The sequence below is a fragment of the Janthinobacterium salmonicoloratum genome (assembly GCF_051380845.1).
Lineage (GTDB): Bacteria > Pseudomonadota > Gammaproteobacteria > Burkholderiales > Burkholderiaceae_D > Janthinobacterium > Janthinobacterium lividum_F.
The window spans coordinates 2,586,201-2,605,618 of the sequence record NZ_JBNYXV010000001.1 but is presented as its reverse complement, the minus strand read 5'-3'; the positions used below and the strand labels follow the sequence as shown (position 1 = coordinate 2,605,618).

Genomic DNA, 19,418 nt, shown 5'->3' with positions numbered 1-19,418 from the left:
GCATGCCCGACACTTTACTGACCGCGACGGATGAAGACCTGATGCTGCGCTACAGCGCCGGCGACCTGCCGTCGTTTCGCGAATTGTACCGGCGCCATAGCCAGGGCCTGTACCGCTTCGTGGCCTGGCGTGCGCCGCGCCGCGCGTGGGTCGACGAGATCGTGCAGGATGCGTGGGCCAGCCTGCATGCTGCGCGCACGGGCTACCAGCCGCAGGCGGCGTTCCGCACCTATCTGTACCAGATCGCGCGCAACCGCCTGATCGACCTCCTGCGCCAGCGGGAAGGGCAGGAGCAAGGGGAAGCAGGCGAGCTGGCCGACGAGGGCGCATCGCCGCCGCAATCGCTGGAGCAGAAACAGCGGCACGCGCTGCTGCACGCGGCCATCGCCGCGCTGCCGGTGGAACAAAAGGAAGCGCTGGTGCTGCAGCAGTTCAGTGGCATGAGCATCCTCGAGATCGCCGTGGTGACGGGGGCGGAAGCGGAAACCGTCAAGAGCCGGCTGCGCTACGCCATGCAGAAATTGCGCGCGGGCTTGGACAGCGCCGCTGGCGCGGGAGGACAGGCATGACTACGCACGATACAGAGCATCAAGATGATCACGACGAAGAATTGAACGCGCTGCTGGCCAGTTTGCCGCAGCCCGCGCCTTCCAGCGCGCTCGATGCGGCCATTTTGGCAGACGCGGAAAAGGCCCTGCACAAGCCGGCGGCCGCGAACGACAGCGCCGATGGCGTGCTGCGCACCTTGCCCGCCAAGCAATCCCCGGACTATCTGCAGCGCTGGCGCGTTCCGCTGGGACTGGCGGCGGCCGTGCTGCTGACGGTAAACCTGATCGGCGTCGACTGGTTCGGCTCGAAGCCGGCGCAATTTCCCGTGGTTGGGGAACCGGTCACGCAGGAGGTGATGCCGGCTGCGGCGCCAGTGCCGCAGGCTGCCGTCTCCACGGCACCCGTGGCACCCGTGCAGGCGCCAGCACCGGCGCGAGTGCCAGCGCCAGCGCCGCGCGCCATGGCAGCAGCCAAGCCAGCGCCGCCGCCTGAACTGGCACCGCCACCGCCACCGCCGCCAGCCACGGACATGCAGCGGGCAATGGAGCAGCAAGTCGCCATGCAGGCCGAGTCCAGCCTGCAGCGCCAGGCACCCGTGCAGCGCGCGCTGGCCATGCCCGCTCCCGTCGTGGCAAAGTCGGCTCCGCTGCCGCTGCCGCCGCCGGCCAGGCTCGATGCTGGTGTATGGCTGGTGAAGATCGACGCCTTGTTAAAAGCGGGCGAAGGCGCGCTGGCGCACGAGGAATGGGCCGCGTTCCGGCAGGCGTATCCCGGTTATCCTGTGGCCGAGGAGCTGCGCCAGCGCCTGGAAAAAGTACCGAAGTAGCGCGCGTTACACGATCCCCTTCCTGCGCTCCCACACGGCGCTGCCGACGAAAATGGCGGCGCATACCCACATCACGGCCGGCAGGGCGTTCACGCCCACCGATTGCATCAGCACGCCCGTCAGCAGGGGGCCGCCGCCGCTGGTCACGCCCCAGGTGGCGTTGACGATGGCGCTGGCGCTGGTCAGCGACAGTCCCGTGAAACGCTCACCGCAGGCCACCAGCGCCAACATGTAGATGCCGCCCGCCGCCGCGCCCAGCAACAGCAGTAAGGTCCACCACAGCCACGGCGTACCGACGGCAAACGGCAGCAGCGGCAGCAGCAGGCAGACGGCCACGCCACAACCTGCGTGGACTTTGGCGCGGCCGAAGCGGTCGGCCATCCATCCCAGTGCGAACTGCAGGCCCGTATCGCCCACCAGCACCACGGTGGCCGACAGCAGGGCCAGGTCCGTGCTGATGCCGTGCTCCATCGCGTACAGCGGCAACAGGCTCAATGCCAGCGTATCGAACAGGGCAAAGAAGGCGGCGCCGAGCACGATCATCGGCATGCGCGGCAGGATCAAGGTCCATTTCACGCCATGTTCTTCCGGCTCGCGTTCCGGGCCACCGTTCGAGATCAGCATCAATCCCGGCACGGCCAGCAGGAACAGCAGGCCGCAGGCGGCGAAGCTCCAGCTGATCTTGTCGTTGAACAGGGCCACCAGGGCAGGGCCGATCAGCTGGAAAAAGGTAAAGCTGGTGGTGTACATGGCTACCACGCGTCCCCGCGAATTGTCGGGCGCCAGGCGGTTGACCCACGCTTCGCCGATGGTAAACAGCACGCCCATGGCGCCGCCAAACAGGAAGCGCAGCACGCTCCACGCCAGCAGGTGGTCGGTGAACTGCATGGCGATCGTCGCCAGCGACGCCACCCACACGGCGCCCAGCATGGTGGCGCGCGCGCCGAAACGTCCCACCCAGCGCGAGACGAATGGCGAGGCGGCCAGGATGCCGAGGGCGCTGACGGCCGTGATCATGCCGATGACGTCCGTGCCCACGCCGCGCTGGTGCAGGGTCAACGCGGTGAGCGGCATGGTCGCGCCCAGGCCCAGGCCGACCACGCCGATGCTCACCACGAGGGCGAAGAAGTCGCGCCACGGCATGTGCTTCATGTCTGCCCCCGCAGGGTGGAAAAGGTGTTTGGGATGGCTGGAAAACGGTGTGGATGCATGGGAAAGTAAGGGACTTTGCCTGCGGCGCTGGTGTTTGGCGCCGGACGGGCATATGATGATTTTAATAAGGGCAATATTGCAAAGCCGTAGTGTAGGCGATGTGTGCCACCGCTGGCCACGTCCATCGGTGTGGCCGCCGCTGCCGGCTCTGCTGTACAGTGAAGCGAGCGGCAGCGCTGTCATGGCGCTGTCATTGGATCGTCACGCCAGCGAGGAAGCTCTATGCGCCGTCCCATCGTTCTCGTTCCCGCTTGCCAGCGCCAGCTTGGCAGCCACGTCTGGCACATGGCGCAGGACAAATACCTGCACGCCGTGCTGCGCGGCGCCGGTTGCATGCCGCTGTTGCTGCCCGCTCTGGGCCTTGACGCGGACCTGGAAGCGGCGCTGCGCATCGCCGACGGCGTCATGCTGACCGGTTCGGCCTCGAACGTCGACGCTCGCCTGTATGGCGAAAACATCCTCCATCCCGACCTGCCGCAAGACTCCGCGCGCGACGCCACCACCTTGCCCCTGATCCGCGCCGCGCTGGCGCGCCAGCTGCCCCTGCTCGCCATCTGCCGTGGCTTCCAGGAAGTCAACGTGGCGCTGGGCGGCGGCTTGCACCAGGCCGTGCATGCGGTGCCGGGCATGCAGGACCATCGTGAAAACGTGCTCGATCCCCTGGCGCATCAGTACGCGCCCGCGCACCGCATCAAGTTGATGCCCGACGGCCTGCTGTCACGGCTGCTGGGCGGCGAGAGTGAAATGATGGTCAATTCCCTGCATGGCCAGGGCATCGCCCGGCTGGCCGATGGCTTGCTGGTGGAAGCCCTGGCGGACGACGGCCTGGTGGAAGCCTATACGGTGGCCAGCGCCGCCGGTTTTACCCTGGCCGTGCAGTGGCACCCGGAATGGCAGGTGGAAGACAATCCGCAGTCAATGCGGCTGTTCGATGCCTTCGGCCAGGCTTGCCGCGATTACCAGGAACAGCAGCATAGAAAGACAGGATGACAGGCGCGCCGCACGCAGTACGCGGTGTTCGATCAAGACCAACGAGAGGGAAACATGGCAATACGCGAAAATTTCACCTATACGGATATGGATTTGTGGCTCAATGAAAAGCGCGTCACGGAAATCGAATGCCTGGTACCCGATTTGACGGGCGTGGCGCGTGGGAAGATCCTGCCGCGCGGGAAATTCACCCAGGAGCGCGGCATGCGCATCCCGGAAGCGGTATTGGGCATGACGGTGACGGGCAATTACCCGGTCGACGATGGCGGCTACGACCGCGCCATTTCCAGCACCGACCGCGACATGATTTTAAAGGCCGATCCCACCACCATCACCATGGTGCCGTGGGCCACTGACCCCACTGCGCAAGTCATCCACGACTGCTATTTTGCCGACGGCATGCTGGTCGATTTTGCTCCAAGATCCGTGTTGCGGCGCGTGCTGAAACTGTATGCGGACAAGGGCTGGAAGCCCGTGGTGGCGCCGGAACTGGAGTTTTACCTGACGGCGAAGAACACGGACCCGGACCTGCCCTTGAAGCCGCCCATCGGGCGCAGCGGCCGGGCCGAGACCAGCCGCCAGGTGTACAGCATCGACGCCGTCAACGAGTTCGATCCGCTGTTCGAGGATATCTACGATTATTGCGAACTGATGAACCTTGACGTCGATACCCTGATCCACGAAATCGGCGCGGGGCAGATGGAAATCAACTTTCTGCACGGCGATCCATTGGGCCTGGCCGACAAGGTCTTCTTCTTCAAGCGCACCCTGCGCGAAGCGGCCTTGAAACACGATATGTACGCCACCTTCATGGCCAAGCCGATGGCCGGCGAGCCGGGGTCCGCCATGCATGTGCACCAGAGCGTTGTCGATGCGAAGACGGGGCTGAATATCTTCAGCAACGAGGATGGATCGGCCGCACCCATCTTCAAGCACTACATCGCGGGCCTGCAGCGCTACATGCCGTCGGCCATGGCCATCGTCGCGCCGTACGTGAACTCCTACCGCCGCATCGTGCGCCACACGGCGGCACCGATCAACATCCAGTGGGGACTGGACAACCGCACCGTGGGCTTCCGCGTGCCAGAGTCTGGCGTGCAGGACCGCCGCGTGGAAAACCGCATCATCGGCGCCGACGCGAATCCCTACCTGGCCCTGGCCGTCACGCTGGCCTGCGGATATCTCGGCATGACGGAGCAGCTGGAAGCGACGCCGATGATGGTGGGCAGCGCCTACGACATGAAGTTCGAACTGCCGCAAGGCTTGCCCGAGGCCTTGCAGTTGCTGCGCGCGGAAGACAAGCTGCGCACGGTGCTGGGCGAGCGCTTCATCGACGTGTATGCGGCTATCAAGGACCTGGAGCACCAGGAGTTCATGACGGTCATTAGCCCGTGGGAGCGCGAGCACTTGTTATTGCACGTTTAAAGGAACACGCATGAGCACAAACAACAATCCGCTGGCGCCAAGCGCCGCCCTGGTCGCCTCCGTGGCGCAGAAAAACGCGGCGCCGCAGGTATACGACACGGCCGCCATCCAGCAAATGGACTCGGCCCACTACCTGCATCCATTCACCGATTTCCAGGACCTGGCATCGAAAGGCGCTAGGGTGATGGTGCGCGGCGATGGTGTCTACCTGTGGGATAGCCAGGGCAAGAAAATCGTCGACGGCATGTCGGGCCTGTGGTGCGTGAACGTGGGTTATGGCCGCACGTCGATCTCGCAAGCCGTGTACCGGCAGATGGAGACGCTGCCCTTCTATAACAGTTTCTTTGGCACGACCAACGTGCCGGCCGCACAGCTGGCCGCCAAGCTGGCGCAAATCTCGCCACCGCAGTTCCAGCACGTGTTCTTTACCAGTTCCGGCTCGGAAGGCAACGACACCAACCTGCGCATGGTGCGCCGCTACTGGGACATCCTTGGCTACAAGGAGCGCCACACCATCATCAGCCGCCACAACGCGTATCACGGCAGCACGGTGGCGGGGGCGTCGCTGGGGGGCATGGATGGCATGCATGCGCAGGGCGGCTTGCCGATACCCGGCATCGCGCATATCGGCCAGCCGAATTACCTGGAATCGGGCCACGGATTGACTCCCGAGGAATTCGGTGTAAAAGCGGCCGGTTGGCTGGAAGACAAAATCCTGGAAATCGGCGCCGACAAGGTGGCCGCCTTCATCGGCGAGCCGGTGCAGGGCGCCGGTGGCGTGATCATCCCGCCATCGACCTACTGGCCCGAGATTCAGCGCATCTGCGACAAGTACGGCATTTTGCTCATCGCCGATGAAGTCATCTGCGGCTTCGGCCGCCTGGGGCGCTGGTTTGGCTCCGAACTGTTCGGCATCAAGCCCGACCTGATCACCTTTGCCAAGGGCGTCACCTCGGGCTATGTGCCCCTGGGCGGCGTTCTGGTGGGCGACAGGGTGGCCAAGGTGCTTATCGAGCAGGGCGGCGAATTCACGCACGGTTTCACGTATTCGGGCCATCCCGTGGCCTGCGCGGCCGCGCTGGAAAACATTCGCATCATCGAGGAAGAGCAGCTGGTGGCGAAGGTGGCCGACGATACGGGACCCTACCTGAAACAGTGCTTTGCCAGCCTGGGCGAACATCCGCTGGTCGGCTATGCGGACAGCTGCGGCCTGGTTGCGGGCCTGAACCTGGTGCGCAAGAAGGGCGCCACCGTGCACGAGAACGAGCCGTTCGACGAGAACCAGGGCGTGGGCATGATCTGCCGGGGCCACATGTTCGACAATGGTGTCATCATGCGCGCCGTGGGCGAACGCATGATCGTCGCCCCGCCGCTGGTCATGACCCGCGCGCAGATCGATGAAATGGTGGGCTTGATACGGGTGTGCCTGGACAAGACCCATGCGGAGGTGCAGGCGAAGGGCTGGGTGTAGGTTTTTGCCCCATTTTGCCGCCATCTGCGCATTTTTTGGACCGCAATGGCGGCAGTTCCGCTAAACTTCCATCTTGGCCGCTCGTACAGCGGCCAGTTTTTCATTTTGACACCCTCTTACCCTGAAGCCACCCACACATGACGATAGCAACACCAGCCGCGTCGGCCAACGACGCCCCAGCGCCTTTCTTGCTGATTGATCAATTGGTCAAGGAATTCGATGGCGTGCGCGCCGTCAATGATATTTCCGTGACGATCAACAAGGGCGAGATCTTCGCCCTGCTGGGCAGTTCAGGTTGCGGCAAGTCGACCCTGCTGCGCATGCTGGCCGGTTTCGAGACGCCGACGTCGGGGCGCATCGCCCTGGCGGGCAACAGCATCGTCGATGTGCCGCCGCACCAGCGGCCCATCAACATGATGTTCCAGTCGTACGCGCTGTTCCCCCATCTGTCCGTGTGGGACAACATTGCCTTTGGCCTGCGCCGCGACGGTTTGCCGAAAGCGGAAGTGGCGGCGCGGGTCGAGCAGATGCTGGCGCTGGTGCAGCTGGGCCAATACGCGAAGCGCAAGCCGCATCAGCTGTCGGGCGGGCAGCAGCAGCGCGTGGCGCTGGCGCGCAGCCTGGCCAAGCGACCGCAATTGCTGCTGCTCGACGAACCGCTGGGCGCGCTCGACAAGAAACTGCGCGAACGCACGCAGATGGAACTGGTGAACATCATCGAGCAGGTGGGCGTGACCTGCGTGATGGTCACGCACGACCAGGACGAAGCCATGAGCATGGCCACGCGCATCGCCGTCATGAGCGAAGGGCGCATCCTGCAGGTGGGCGCGCCCGGCGAAATCTACGAGACGCCGAATTGCCGTTTTGTCGCCGACTTCATCGGCAGCGTCAACCTGTTCGACGGCAGCATCACGCAGGACGAGCCGGATCACGTGGTGATCGCCACGCCCGATGGCGAGCACTATGTCTCGCACGGCATCACGGGCAACCTGGGCATGGATGTTTCGGTGGCCGTGCGCCCCGAAAAAATCGGCATCCAGATCGAGCCACCCGCTTTGGAAGAGCGCGCGTCGCCAGCGGAACATGGTTACAACTGCGCCCAGGGCGTGATCGTCGCCATGGCGTATTTTGGCAATGAAACCAGCTACCATGTGCGCCTCGACAGCGGCATGGTGGTGAAAGTCTCGCGCACCAACGCGGCCCGCCACGACGCCGCGCGCCTCGAGCGCGAGCAGCGCGTGTGGCTGTGGTGGGATGGCGCCGACATCGTCGTGCTGACCAGCTGAGGCCATCATGACGTCCATTTTGCAATCGCTGCGTAACCTTGTCACCCTGCGCTGGGTCACTGGGCGCAACGCCGTCATCGCCGTGCCTTCGCTGTTCCTCGCGGCCGCTTTTCTGGTTCCCTTCCTGATCGTGCTGCGCATCAGCCTGTCCGACATGGACACGGCGGGCAGTCCGTTCGGTGGCTTGCTGTCGTACGTCGACGGCATCGTTGTGCTGAAGGTCAAAATCGCCAACTACCTGTTCATCGCCGCCGATGAACTGTATTTGCTCACCTATCTCAGTTCCCTGAAATATGCGGCGATCACCACGGCCATCTGTCTGTTCATCGGCTACCCGTTCGCCTACTTCATGGCGCGCGCCAGACCGTCCATCCGGCCCGTGCTGATGATGCTGGTGATGCTGCCGTTCTGGACCTCCTTCCTGCTGCGCGTGTATGCGTGGAAGGGCATCCTGGCCAACCACGGCTTGCTCAACGACCTGCTGATCGCGCTGGGCGTCGTGCAGGAACCGCTGCACATGATGAACACCTCGTTTTCGCTGGTGGTGGGCATGGTGTACGCCTATCTGCCCTTCATGATCCTGCCCCTGTATGCGAATCTGGTGAAAATGGACATGCGCTACCTGGAAGCGGCGGCAGACCTGGGCGCCACCCCTTTGCAAGCGTTCTGGCGCATCACCGTGCCGCTGTCAAAGTCGGGCATCATCGCCGGCGCCATGCTGGTGTTCATTCCGTCCGTGGGCGAATACGTGATTCCCGAGCTGCTGGGCGGCCCGGAAACCTTGATGATCGGCCGCGTGCTGTGGGATGAATATTTCACCAATAACGACTGGGCCATGGCTTCGTCGGTGACGGTGCTGGTGGTCTTGCTGATCCTCGTGCCGATGGCCATTTTTAACAAATACAAAACTGACCAGGACGCGGAGGAGCGCACATGAACGGACCTACCTTCCCGCAGCGCTGGTTCGGGCGCGGCTGGCTCTCGCTGGGCTATCTGTTCCTCTACCTGCCCATCATCGTGCTGATCGTCTTCTCGTTCAACAGCTCGCGCCAGGACATGGTGTGGAGTGGCTTTTCGCTGCGCTGGTACAGCGAGTTGATGAGCGATACGGAAATCATCTCGGGTTTCGGTTTGTCCTTGAAGATCGCCTTCATGTCGGCCACCTCGTCCGTCATCCTGGGCACGTTTGCCGCTTTCGCCTTGAGCAGCTACCAGCGCTTCCGTGGCCGCACGGTGTTTTCCGCCATGGTCAGCGCGCCTTTGGTGATGCCGGAAGTGATCATCGGCCTGTCGCTGCTGCTGATGCTGGTGTCCATGCAAAAAGTCTTCGGTTTCCCCGAACGTGGCGTGTTGACCATCTGGCTCGGCCACACCCTGCTGGGCATGGCGTATGCGGCCGTGGTGGTGCAGTCGCGCCTGCAGGAGATGAGCAAGTCGCTGGCCGAAGCGGCGATGGACCTGGGATGCCGCGCGCACCAGGTGTTCTTCCTCGTCACCCTGCCGAACATCACGCAGGCGCTGGCCTCGGCCTGGCTGCTGACATTCACCCTGTCGCTCGATGACGTGGTGCTGTCGGCCTTCCTGTCCGGCCCTGGTTCGACGACGATGCCGCTGGTGATCTTCTCGCGCGCGCGCCTGGGGCTCGATCCGCGCGTCAATGCCATCGCCGCGCTGACCATCCTGGTGGTGACGCTCGCCGTGATCGCGTATGCCGTGATGCTGGCGCGCGCCGACCGGAAACGCCGCAAGCAGATGTCTGCGGCCTATTCGGCAGACTAGGAGTAAGCTGGCGTTTTCACCTTGCAGGAGACGACCATGACGGAAAACACCAGTTGGCATGCGCGGGCCGCAGCGCTCGCGATCGATGGACGCGCCTTCATCAACGGCGAGCGCGTCTGGGCCAGGTCCGGCCAGACTTTCGACAATCTGTCGCCCATCGATGGGCGCCTGCTGGGGCAAGTGGCCCGCTGCGATGGCGCGGATGTGGACACGGCCGTGCTGGCCGCCCGCGCCGCTTTTGACGACCGCCGTTGGGCAGGCAAGTCACCCGCCCAGCGCAAGCGCGTGCTGATCAAATTCGCCGACCTGGTGCAGAAATACGGCCCCGAGCTGGCCTTGCTGGAAACCCTGGACATGGGTAAGCCAATCAAGTACAGCCAGAGCGTGGACGTGGGCGCCACGGCCAACTGCCTGCGCTGGTATGGCGAGGCGATCGACAAGGTTTACGATGAAATCGCGCCTACCCCGGCCAACAGCCTGGCCCTGATCACGCGCGAACCGGTGGGCGTCGTCGCCGCCATCGTGCCGTGGAACTACCCGATGATCATGGCTGCCTGGAAGATCGCGCCGGCCCTCGCGGCAGGCAATAGCGTGATCCTCAAACCCTCTGAAAAATCCCCATTGACGGCCTTGCGCCTGGCCGACATCGCGCTGGAAGCGGGCGTGCCGGCCGGCGTTTTCAACGTGCTGCCAGGCTACGGTAACGAGGCCGGCGCCGCGCTGGCGTTGCACATGGACGTCGATTGCATCGGCTTTACGGGTTCCACGCGCACGGGGAAATTGATCGTGCAGATGGCGGGCCAGTCGAATTTGAAACGGGCGTGGACGGAATTGGGCGGCAAGTCCGCCAACATCGTCTGCGCCGATTGCCCGGACCTGGACAAGGCCGTGGCGGCTGCCGTCGGTTCCATCTTTTTCAACCAGGGTGAAAGCTGCAACGCGCCCTCGCGTCTGTTCGTGGAAGAATCGATCAAGGAAGAATTCCTGGCCAAGGCATTGGCCATGCTGCCCCGTTTCCAGCCCGGCGACCCGCTCGATGAAGCCACCGTCATGGGCGCCATCGTCGACGCCACGCAGATGAACACCGTCATGGGCTATATCGCGGCCGGCAAGAACGAAGGCGCACAGCTGCTCGGCGGCGGCGACGCCGTGCGTCTTGAGACGGGCGGCTATTACGTGCAGCCGACCATCTTTGGCGTGGACGCCGGCATGACGATTGCGCGCGAAGAGATCTTCGGCCCCGTCTTGTCCGTGCTGGGCTTTACGGATATCACCGAGGCCATCAAACAGGCCAACGCCACGCCGTACGGCTTGCAGGCGGCCGTGTGGACGTCCGACATTAGCAAGGCCATCCAGACGGCGCGCGCCCTGCGTGCCGGCACCGTGCACGTGAACCAGTACGACGGCGACGACATCACCGTGCCGTTCGGCGGCTACAAGCAGTCGGGCAACGGGCGCGACAAGTCGCTGCACGCGCTGGACAAGTACACGGAGCTGAAGACGACGTGGATACAGGTGGGATAAGACGAAGCGCTGTCGGCCTGGCGCGCAGCGCGCAAGCCGACAGGCGGAATCACATCAGAAGCAGTGTTCCAGTGCCGGGAAGCTGCCATCCTTGACGGCTTTTACATAGCCGGTGACGGCGTCGTCGATGCTGGCCGCGCCTTCCATGAAGTTGCGTACGAAGCGCGCCTTGCGGCCTGGGAAGACGCCCAGCATGTCGTGCATGACCAGCACCTGGCCCGAGCAGTCGGGACCGGCGCCGATGCCGATGGTGGGGATAGTCAGCATGTCGGTGACTTCCTTGCCCAGCTGCGACGGCATGGCTTCCATCAGCACGATGGCGGCGCCCGCGTTTTGCAGCACCAGCGCGTCGTTCTTCAGTTCCGCCGCGCTTTCCGTGCTCTTGCCCTGCACCTTGTAGCCGCCCAGCTGGTGCACCGATTGCGGCGTCAGGCCGATGTGGGCGCAGATGGGGATGCCACGCTCGGTGAGGAAGCGGACGGTCTCGGCCAGCCAGGCGCCGCCTTCGATCTTGATCATGTGCGCGCCCGCCTGCATCAGGATGACGGCATTCGCGTAGGCCGTTTCGGGCGTGCCATAGGCGCCGAACGGCAGGTCGGACATGATCATGGCGGACTTGGAGCCGCGCGCCACGGACGCCGTGTGATAGGCCAGTTCGGCCACGGTGACGGGCAGGGTGGAGTTGTGGCCGTTGCAGACCATGCCGAGCGAATCGCCGATCAGCAGGATCTCCACGCCGCAGCGGTCCATCAGGGACGCGAAACTGGCGTCATAGCAGGTCAGCATGGTGATCTTTTCACGGGCGGCGCGCAGCGTGGCCAGCGTATGGATGGTCACGGCCTTGTTGGCGACAGGCTTGGATGGCGCCGGCGCCGGCGTGGCGGCCTTGTCTTTTGCGGCCAGATCTGTTCCTTGCAAATAAGCGGACATAGGTATTCTCTAGAGTGAAAGGGGGGTGATGCGATTGCGACGCCGCTAGTGTAGTACTTTATGCGGCGTGCTGCAGGAGCGGCATTGTAGAGGATGGGAGCGAGAAGGGTCGGAGCTGGGGTCAGAGCTGGCTGATGGCCTGGTCAGCGACGCTTGCCAGGTAGTCCTGCGCCGGCCCGAGTCCCGGCACGACGATGGCGGGCGCCAGGGCCAAGAGCGGCACCAGCACGAAGGCGCGCTCGGCCAGGCGTGGATGCGGCACCGTCAAGGTCGGGCTGGCGATCTGTTCATCGCCGTACAGCAGCAAGTCCAGGTCCAGGGTGCGCGGGGCGTTGCGGTAAGGCCGCTCGCGCCCGTGCGCCGCCTCGATGGCGTGCAGGGCCAGCAGCAGTTCCTCTGCCGGCAGGGTGGTCGTGAGGCGCGCCACGGCGTTGATGTAGTCGTCACCGCTCGAATCGATGGGCGCCGTGCGGTAGCTGGGCGAGGCGGCGATCAGCGAGGCGCCGGGCAGGCGCGCCAGGCGCGCAAGCGCATCCTGCACATTCGCGCGCGCGTCGCCCAGGTTCGCCCCGATGCCGATGTAAGCGGTCACTTGTGCTAGTGCGTTCATTATTCGTCGCTGTTGCTGCCGGTGGCCGAGCCGCCCGTACCCGTCTTGCTGCGCGTGCTGCGGCGTGGCGGACGCTTCTTCTTGACGGCGCCCGGCGCGGCATTGGCGCTGACGAGCAGCGCTTCGCGCGTTTCCTCGTCGCCTTCATAAAAGGCTGTCCACCATTCGCCGATGTCCATGTCGATCTCGCCCGAGGCGCAGCGCAGCAGCAGGAAGTCGTAGCCGGCGCGGAAGCGCAGGTGCTCCAGCAATTTGTATGGCGCCTTGCCGACCCGGCGCTCGAAGCGCGGCTGCATCGACCAGATGTCGCGCATGTCGGAACCGATCTTGCGCTGCAAGGCCAGCTTTTCCGTTTGCGAATCGAGCACGTCGTCGGCCGCAAGGTGCAGCGCGGGGATGGTCGACTCGCCGGCGGCGCGGTAGGCCGTCCATTTTTCCAGCACCTGGTGCCACAGCAGCGAGGCAAACAGGAAGCCTGGCGAGACGGTCTTGCCGGCGGCGATGCGTTGATCCGTGGCGTCCAGCGCCAGGGTGACGAATTTCGCGCCCAGCGGCTGTTCCAGCACCACATCGAGCAGCGGCAGCAGGCCGTGATGCAAGCCTTCCTTGCGCAGCTGCTGCAGGCAGGCCAGCGCGTGGCCGCTCATCAGCAGTTTCAGCATTTCGTCGAACACGCGCGGCGCGGGCACGTTGTTGATCAGCGGCGCCATGATGGGAATCGGCGCGGCCGTGTGCGGCTCGATGGTGAATTTCAGCTTGGCGGCAAAGCGCACCACGCGCAGCATGCGCACGGGGTCTTCGCGGTAGCGTTCTTCCGGCTTGCCGATCATGCGCAGGGTCTTGGCGCGGATGTCTTCCACGCCGCCGTGGTAATCGAGCACTTCCTGCGTGGCCGGGTTGTAGTACATGGCGTTGATGGTGAAGTCGCGGCGCAGCGCATCTTCGTGCTGCAGACCGAAGGTATTGTCGCGCAGGACGCGGCCATGTTCATCCTTGGGCGCCGAGTCGGCGCCGGCGCCGCGGAAGGTCGTCACTTCCAGCAAATCCTGGCCGAACATCACGTGCACGATCTGGAAGCGCTTGCCGATGATGAAGGCGCGGCGGAACAGGCGTTTGACCTGTTCCGGCGTGGCGTTGGTGGCGATGTCGAAGTCTTTCGGCTTCACGCCCAGCAGCAGGTCGCGCACGGCGCCGCCGACGACAAAGGCCTCAAAACCCGCTTCTTGCAGGCTGCTGGTGACGCGGATGGCATTCGACGACACCAGTTTCGGGTCGATTCCGTGTTGCGCAGAACCGAGCACGATGGGTGCCGTGGTGTCGCGCGCTGCCTCTTTTTTAACGCCGAGGATCTTGCGGATGAATTTTTTAATCATTGAATAAGTGGAGTGATGGCCAGCCGTGGAGGGATGCATGTGCGCTCAAAGCGGTGTTGGGATTGGTCGCGACAGGGTGGGTAACGACCGACAGCAAGGGAATGTCGTTGTGCGAATCGCTGTAAAAATAGCTGCGCTCGAATTGTCCCAGTTCCTTGCCCATCTTTTCCAGCCAGGCGTGGGTGTGGGTCAGCTTGCCCGCGCCCAGGGTCGGCGTGCCCAGCAGCTTGCCCGTGACATTGCCTTGTTCGTCATATTCGGGCATGGCGGCCAGCAGATGTTCGACGCCCAGCGCATCGGCGATGGGTTTGGTGATGAAATGGTTGGTCGCCGTGACGATGGCCAGCAGGTCGCCCGCGTCCTGGTGCTGTTTCAGCAAGGCCACGACTTCCGGGCGGATGGCCGGCATGACCACTTCGGCCATGAATTGCCGGTGCAGCGCTTCCAGGCGTTCGCGCGGGAATTGCGCCAGTGTACCGAGGGAAAATTCCAGGTATTCCACCGGATCGAGCGTGCCGGCCTGGTATTGCGCGAAAAATTCGTCGTTGCGGCGGGTGAATTCGGCGGCGTCCACGGCACCGATGCGTACCAGGAATTCGCCCCACTCGTGATCCGAGTCGATGGGCAGCAGGGTGTGGTCGAGGTCAAACAGGGCCAGATTCATCATTCTTTCGCTTCCGCCTGCAGCAACTCGCGCAACAATGGCAAGGTGATCGGGCGTTGGGTTTCAAGGGAGTAGAGGTCGAGAGAGTCCAGCATCGTCGAGAGCGAACGCATGTCGCGCCGGAAATGGGACAGCAGATAGGGTAACACGCCGGGCGACAAGGTCAAGCCGCGGGTGGTGGCCGCCTGGGTCAGGGCGGCGATTTTTTCATCGTCGGTCAAGCCGTGGATTTGATAGATCAGGCCCCAGCCCATGCGCGTGCGCAAGTCTTCGCGCACGGGCAGCACGGCGGGCGGCACGGCGCCGCTGCATACCATGTAGGCCTTGTTGGCGCGGATTTCATTGAACAGGGCAAAGGCATCGATCTGCGCCAGCGGCGACAGCTTTTCGCAGTCGTCGAGCAGGTACAGGTCGACGTCAGGCGAATACACGAATTCGGACTCGATCGAGAAAGGCGAAATGTAACGCGCGCGCTCGGTGCTGGCCAGGGCCTTGAGCAGGTGGCTCTTGCCGGCGGCCAGTTCGCCCCACAGGTAGGCAAAATGTTCGCGCGAAGTGCGCGCGGCGAACTGGCGCATCAGCTGCGCCACTTCGGCATTCTGTCCCACCTCGAAGGTATCGAGGCTGTGCGCCTGGTCTGTGCCTAAATCGAGCACCAGTTGTTTCATGGCGTACGCCTTGTCCTGTTTTTCATTACTGCTTGTGCGTCGTCGTCGCTGTTGTTGGATTTTTATTAATTTAACATTGTAGTCGTATCGAGTGCCTGACAGAAGCGTAGCGAGCGGCAGCGATTTGTGGCCGAGAAGCGCAACCGTACTATAGTACGGTGAGCATCGCCGGCCGCAAAGTGCGACGCGCAGTAGCTTATGTCAGTCACCTTGTCATGCATTATAGAAGGTGCTGGACAGGTAGTGGCGTCTTAGATGCTTAAAAGCGACCATCAGGACGGCAGAAGCGGGTAAAGCGAGCAAAACGCCGACGAAACCGAATAGTTGTCCGAAGGCCAATAAGGCGAAGATCACGGCCAGCGGGTTCAGACCGATGCGCTCGCCCACCAGGCGCGGTGTGAGGAAAAAGCCTTCGATGACCTGGCCGCAGCCGTAGATGACGGCCACGGCGATGACGCCGCTCCAGTCGGCAAACTGCAGCAGGGCGGCGATCAGCGCCAGCATCAACCCCAGGCCGAAGCCCAGGTAGGGGATGAACACGAGCAAGCCCGTGATGATGCCCACAGGCAATGCCACTTCAAAACCGGCGATGGCCAGCGCCGCCGAGTAATACGTGGCCAGCACCAGCATGACGAGCAACTGGCCGCGCAGGTATTGCGCCAGCAGGGTGTCGACTTCCTGCGCCATGCCCACCGTGCGGCCGACCCAGCGCCGCGGTACGGCGCTTGCGATGCGCGCCAGCATCGGATGCCAGTCCAGCAACAGGTAGAACAGCACCACGGGAATCAGCACGACGGTGGCCAGCCAGCCCAGCACGGCCGTGCCGCCGATGCGGGCCGAGGCCAGCACGGTGCTCCAGATTTCATCGCCGCTGGTGGCCATCTGCTGGCTCAGCATGCGCTTGATGCCGGTGCCGTCCAGGCGCACGCGGATGCCCAGGTCGCGCAGTTTCGGCGCCAGGAAGTCGTTCGCCTTGTTCAGAAATTGCGGGATTTGCGCCTGCAGCAACGGAATTTCCTTTTGCAACACAGGCACGACAATCAGCACCAACGCCGTAATGGCGAGGAAAAACAACACTACGACGATCAGCACGGCCAGCGGACGGGGCACGTAAAAGCGCTTGTAATGCAGGCGTTGCAGGCGGTCCACGCCGGGATTGAGCACGTAGGCGAGGATGGCGGCGGCCAGGAAGGGCGTCAGGATGGGACCGAGGCTGACGAGCAGCAGCAAAAATGCCAGCCAGACCGCGATCCAAAATGCTGTTTGCTTCTGTTCGGCGGTGATGGCGAATGGCATGTAGTTTGTGCTGTTGCGTTAAAAAAAGGCAGTTAATTACGAAATGGCGGGGCAGTTTGATAAAATAGCGACTTGATCGACCGAATTCACCCGCTGGCGTCCTGCCGCACGATGTTGAAAAACATGCTTGCGCGCGCGTGCCGACGGGTATCCGCCTTCTATTTTACCGCCTCCGCTGCCACCACACCATGAACCAGACTTCTAATGTTTCCCTTTCCTACCGTGACGCTGGCGTCGATATCGACGCAGGCGACGCTTTAGTCGAAGCAATCAAGCCGTTTGCCAAGCGCACCCTGCGCGAAGGCGTGATGGGCGGCCTGGGCGGTTTTGGCGCCATGTTTGAAATCAGCAAGAAGTACAAGGAACCGGTGCTGGTCTCGGGCACCGACGGCGTCGGCACCAAATTGCGCCTGGCGTTCGAACTGAACCGCCACGACACGGTCGGCATCGACCTGGTCGCCATGAGCGTCAACGATATCCTGGTGCAAGGCGCCGAACCGCTGTTCTTCCTCGACTACTTCGCTTGCGGCAAGCTGGACGTGGCGATCGCCACGGACGTCATCAAGGGCATCGCCCAGGGTTGCGAACAGGCTGGCTGCGCGCTGATCGGCGGCGAAACGGCGGAAATGCCGAGCATGTACCCGGCCGGCGAATACGACTTGGCAGGTTTTGCCGTCGGCGCCGTGGAAAAATCGAAAATCATCGACGGCACCAAGATCGCTCCGGGCGACGTGGTGCTGGGCCTGGCCTCGTCGGGCGTGCACTCGAACGGTTACTCGCTGGTGCGCAAGATCATCGAAGTGGCGAAACCGGACCTGGAAGGCGACTTCCATGGCCGCAAGCTGGCCGACGTGCTGATGCAACCGACGCGCATCTACGTCAAGCCGTTGCTGGCGCTGATGGATGCCATGGAAGTCAAAGGCATGGTGCACATCACCGGTGGCGGCTTGGTGGAAAATATTCCGCGCGTGCTGCAGCCTGGCCTGGTGGCCGAGCTGGATTCGAAGGCATGGACCATGCCACCGCTGTTCACGTGGCTGCAACAGCACGGCGGCGTGGCTGACGCCGAGATGCACCGCGTCTTCAACTGCGGCATCGGCATGACCGTCATCGTCTCGCAGGAAAACGCGGACGCCGCTATCGCGCAATTGCAAGCGGCCGGCGAAAGCGTCTCGCGCATCGGTACTATCCGCGCGCGCGTGGGCGATGAGCATCAAACAATTGTTATCTAAGCTGTAGCTTGAACAAACAAGGCAGGCACTCGCGAGAGGCCTGCCTTTTTTTACGTCGCGAATCCGCCTAGCGCGCGTGCGCTGGCTTCATGCGGCCGTCCGGTTGCGAGCCACCCCTGCCGATCATGGCCACGCTGACAGCCGAGACGAGGGGGGCGAACAGGATGTAGCCGACGATGTGCCATGGCTCGCCATTGCCCGTTTTCAGCAGAAAGGTGGCGATGATGGGCATCAGGCCGCTGGCGAAGATGCCGGAGTCCAGCTAGGGTTTCAGCACCTTCGCCACCTTGGCCGCCCGCAGGCGAAACGCATCCGGCATGCCCGAGCCCAGCAGCGGGCGCAGATACAGGCGGAATGCATCCGTTACGTCGGTGCCGCTGGCGCTGATGAATTCGTCTTCCATGGTGCGCGTCTTGCCCGCCACTTCCGTCAGGGGCAGCAACTCGTAGTCGACAGAATAAAAGCCCGTGCGCTTGATGGCGACGGAACCGTCGCGGTCACCCCACATGGCGAACTGCACCGCCTTCTCTCCCACTTCGCGCGCCTCGCGCTGGTCGACGTCAGAGACGCAGCCGATGAAGGAGCGCTGCAGATAGCCGAAGGTATCGCCACGCACGCGCTTGATGCCGAGCCTGGCCTTGATTTCGTCGCACAGCAGGTCGGCCAGCGCGCCCGTGCCCGACAATTGCACATTGCCGTGCGCATCGCGTTCCACCTCCTTGGCCAGCAGGCTGGCGATAGGTTCGCCAGAGGCATCATGGATGCCTTCCGAGACGGCGACCACGCAGCGGCCATACTTTTCATAGGTCGCCTTTACGTCGGCAAGAAAGTTATCCAGCACGAAGACGCGCTCGGGCAGGTAGATCAGGTGCGGGCCATCGTCGGGGAACTTCTTGCCCAGCGCCGAGGCGGCCGTCAAAAAGCCTGCGTGGCGTCCCATCACCACGCCCACGTAGACGCCGGGCAAGGCCGCGTTGTCCAGGTTGGCGCCGGCGAAGGCTTGCGCGACGAAACGCGCGGCGGAGGGAAAACCGGGCGTGTGGTCGCTGCCCACCAGGTCGTTGTCGATGGTTTTCGGGATGTGGATACAGCGCAGCGGATAGCCGGCCTTGTGCGCTTCTTCGCTGACGATGCGCACCGTATCGGACGAGTCATTGCCGCCGATGTAGAAGAAATGCTCGATCTCGTGCGCGCGCAGCACTTCGAAGATTTGCTGGCAGTAGGCGATGTCCGGTTTGTCGCGCGTGGAGCCGAGGGCAGACGACGGCGTGGCGGCCACCAGTTCCAGGTTGTGGCTGGTTTCCTGGGTCAGATCGACGAATTCTTCATTGACGATGCCGCGCACCCCGTGCAGCGCGCCATATACGCGCGTGACATGTTGAAAGCGCCGCGATTCGAGCACCACGCCCACCAGCGACTGGTTGATGACGGCGGTGGGGCCGCCTCCCTGGGCAACAAGAATTTTTCCGGACGGCATGAGGTCTCCTCGTAGTGGAACGGCCCTCCAGCCTACTCCTTTTTTGCCGGGGCGCTGTCTTTTCCGCTCGTTCTGTCGAGGAATTTTTCCACGTCATCCCAAGCCT

At 63.4% G+C, this 19,418-nt stretch carries 19 protein-coding genes; 10 read left to right on the top strand and 9 right to left on the bottom strand.

Going from position 1 to position 19,418, the window contains the following annotated elements:
- Positions 1-2: 2 nt before the first annotated feature.
- Both ACQ4WY_RS12050 and ACQ4WY_RS12045 read left to right on the top strand, forming a co-directional pair.
- Complete coding sequence (locus tag ACQ4WY_RS12050) at positions 3-569, top strand: sigma-70 family RNA polymerase sigma factor (RefSeq protein ID WP_436504178.1); 567 nt, start codon at positions 3-5, stop codon at positions 567-569.
- Entirely contained in the window at positions 566-1,375 is an 810-nt protein-coding gene (locus tag ACQ4WY_RS12045; protein WP_436504177.1) for a hypothetical protein, read from the top strand. The genes ACQ4WY_RS12050 and ACQ4WY_RS12045 overlap by 4 nt, the downstream gene beginning before the upstream one ends.
- Before the next feature lie 6 nt (positions 1,376-1,381).
- Here the strand turns inward: ACQ4WY_RS12045 and ACQ4WY_RS12040 are convergent, their stop codons facing one another.
- Positions 1,382-2,770 (bottom strand): MFS transporter, encoded by a 1,389-nt coding sequence (locus tag ACQ4WY_RS12040; protein WP_436504176.1) that lies wholly within the window; start codon positions 2,768-2,770, stop codon positions 1,382-1,384.
- Between the two features lie 39 nt (positions 2,771-2,809).
- On the opposite strand from ACQ4WY_RS12040, the gene ACQ4WY_RS12035 reads away from it, so the two are divergent.
- The 7 genes from ACQ4WY_RS12035 (at position 2,810) to ACQ4WY_RS12005 (ending at position 11,062) form a co-directional block, all read left to right on the top strand.
- Positions 2,810-3,577, top strand: coding sequence for a gamma-glutamyl-gamma-aminobutyrate hydrolase family protein (locus ACQ4WY_RS12035; protein WP_436504175.1), 768 nt, complete (start codon positions 2,810-2,812; stop codon positions 3,575-3,577).
- A 54-nt stretch (positions 3,578-3,631) separates the two neighbouring features.
- Positions 3,632-5,002: a glutamine synthetase family protein gene (locus tag ACQ4WY_RS12030; RefSeq protein WP_034788700.1), complete on the top strand. Its 1,371-nt coding sequence runs from the start codon at positions 3,632-3,634 to the stop codon at positions 5,000-5,002.
- Positions 5,003-5,012: 10 nt separating this feature from the next.
- The gene (locus tag ACQ4WY_RS12025; RefSeq protein ID WP_436504174.1) at positions 5,013-6,473 is read left to right on the top strand and encodes an aspartate aminotransferase family protein; all 1,461 of its coding nucleotides are present in this window, start codon (positions 5,013-5,015) and stop codon (positions 6,471-6,473) included.
- A gap of 137 nt (positions 6,474-6,610) precedes the next feature.
- Positions 6,611-7,759 (top strand): ABC transporter ATP-binding protein, encoded by a 1,149-nt coding sequence (locus ACQ4WY_RS12020; RefSeq protein ID WP_436504173.1) that lies wholly within the window; start codon positions 6,611-6,613, stop codon positions 7,757-7,759.
- 7 nt (positions 7,760-7,766) lie between these two features.
- Positions 7,767-8,696, top strand: a complete 930-nt coding sequence (locus tag ACQ4WY_RS12015) for an ABC transporter permease subunit (protein ID WP_436504172.1) — start codon at positions 7,767-7,769, stop codon at positions 8,694-8,696.
- Positions 8,693-9,538 (top strand): ABC transporter permease, encoded by an 846-nt coding sequence (locus tag ACQ4WY_RS12010; RefSeq protein WP_436504171.1) that lies wholly within the window; start codon positions 8,693-8,695, stop codon positions 9,536-9,538. Before ACQ4WY_RS12015 ends, ACQ4WY_RS12010 begins: the two co-directional genes overlap by 4 nt.
- Before the next feature lie 36 nt (positions 9,539-9,574).
- Positions 9,575-11,062 (top strand): aldehyde dehydrogenase, encoded by a 1,488-nt coding sequence (locus tag ACQ4WY_RS12005; RefSeq protein WP_436504170.1) that lies wholly within the window; start codon positions 9,575-9,577, stop codon positions 11,060-11,062.
- A 54-nt stretch (positions 11,063-11,116) separates the two neighbouring features.
- Here ACQ4WY_RS12005 and panB read toward each other — a convergent pair whose 3' ends face one another.
- The 6 genes from panB to ACQ4WY_RS11975 all read right to left on the bottom strand — a co-directional run bounded on the left by panB (position 11,117) and on the right by ACQ4WY_RS11975 (position 16,603).
- Positions 11,117-11,992, bottom strand: a complete 876-nt coding sequence (gene panB, locus ACQ4WY_RS12000) for a 3-methyl-2-oxobutanoate hydroxymethyltransferase (RefSeq protein ID WP_353659807.1) — start codon at positions 11,990-11,992, stop codon at positions 11,117-11,119.
- 121 nt (positions 11,993-12,113) lie between these two features.
- Positions 12,114-12,602: a 2-amino-4-hydroxy-6-hydroxymethyldihydropteridine diphosphokinase gene (folK, locus tag ACQ4WY_RS11995; protein WP_436504169.1), complete on the bottom strand. Its 489-nt coding sequence runs from the start codon at positions 12,600-12,602 to the stop codon at positions 12,114-12,116.
- The gene (gene pcnB / locus ACQ4WY_RS11990; protein ID WP_436504168.1) at positions 12,602-13,975 is read right to left on the bottom strand and encodes a polynucleotide adenylyltransferase PcnB; all 1,374 of its coding nucleotides are present in this window, start codon (positions 13,973-13,975) and stop codon (positions 12,602-12,604) included. Before pcnB ends, folK begins: the two co-directional genes overlap by 1 nt.
- Positions 13,968-14,639 (bottom strand): histidinol-phosphatase, encoded by a 672-nt coding sequence (locus ACQ4WY_RS11985; RefSeq protein ID WP_436504442.1) that lies wholly within the window; start codon positions 14,637-14,639, stop codon positions 13,968-13,970. The genes pcnB and ACQ4WY_RS11985 overlap by 8 nt, the downstream gene beginning before the upstream one ends.
- Positions 14,639-15,307, bottom strand: a complete 669-nt coding sequence (gene hda, locus ACQ4WY_RS11980) for a DnaA regulatory inactivator Hda (RefSeq protein ID WP_034788687.1) — start codon at positions 15,305-15,307, stop codon at positions 14,639-14,641. Before hda ends, ACQ4WY_RS11985 begins: the two co-directional genes overlap by 1 nt.
- A 213-nt stretch (positions 15,308-15,520) precedes the next feature.
- On the bottom strand, positions 15,521-16,603 hold the full coding sequence (locus tag ACQ4WY_RS11975) for an AI-2E family transporter (RefSeq protein WP_436504167.1): 1,083 nt from the start codon (positions 16,601-16,603) through the stop codon (positions 15,521-15,523).
- 188 nt (positions 16,604-16,791) lie between these two features.
- Between ACQ4WY_RS11975 and purM the strand changes: the two genes are divergently transcribed.
- Positions 16,792-17,835 carry a phosphoribosylformylglycinamidine cyclo-ligase gene (gene purM, locus ACQ4WY_RS11970; protein WP_096238012.1) on the top strand — a complete coding sequence of 348 codons (1,044 nt, stop codon included), beginning with the start codon at positions 16,792-16,794 and terminating at the stop codon, positions 17,833-17,835.
- A 67-nt stretch (positions 17,836-17,902) separates the two neighbouring features.
- Here the strand turns inward: purM and ACQ4WY_RS11965 are convergent, their stop codons facing one another.
- Together ACQ4WY_RS11965 and ACQ4WY_RS11960 are read right to left on the bottom strand one after the other, a co-directional pair.
- Positions 17,903-18,067, bottom strand: coding sequence for a hypothetical protein (locus ACQ4WY_RS11965; protein WP_436504166.1), 165 nt, complete (start codon positions 18,065-18,067; stop codon positions 17,903-17,905).
- A gap of 30 nt (positions 18,068-18,097) precedes the next feature.
- A complete protein-coding gene (locus tag ACQ4WY_RS11960; protein ID WP_436504165.1) occupies positions 18,098-19,312 on the bottom strand; it encodes a 6-phosphofructokinase in 1,215 nt (404 codons plus the stop codon).
- Between the last annotated feature and the right edge of the window lie 106 nt (positions 19,313-19,418).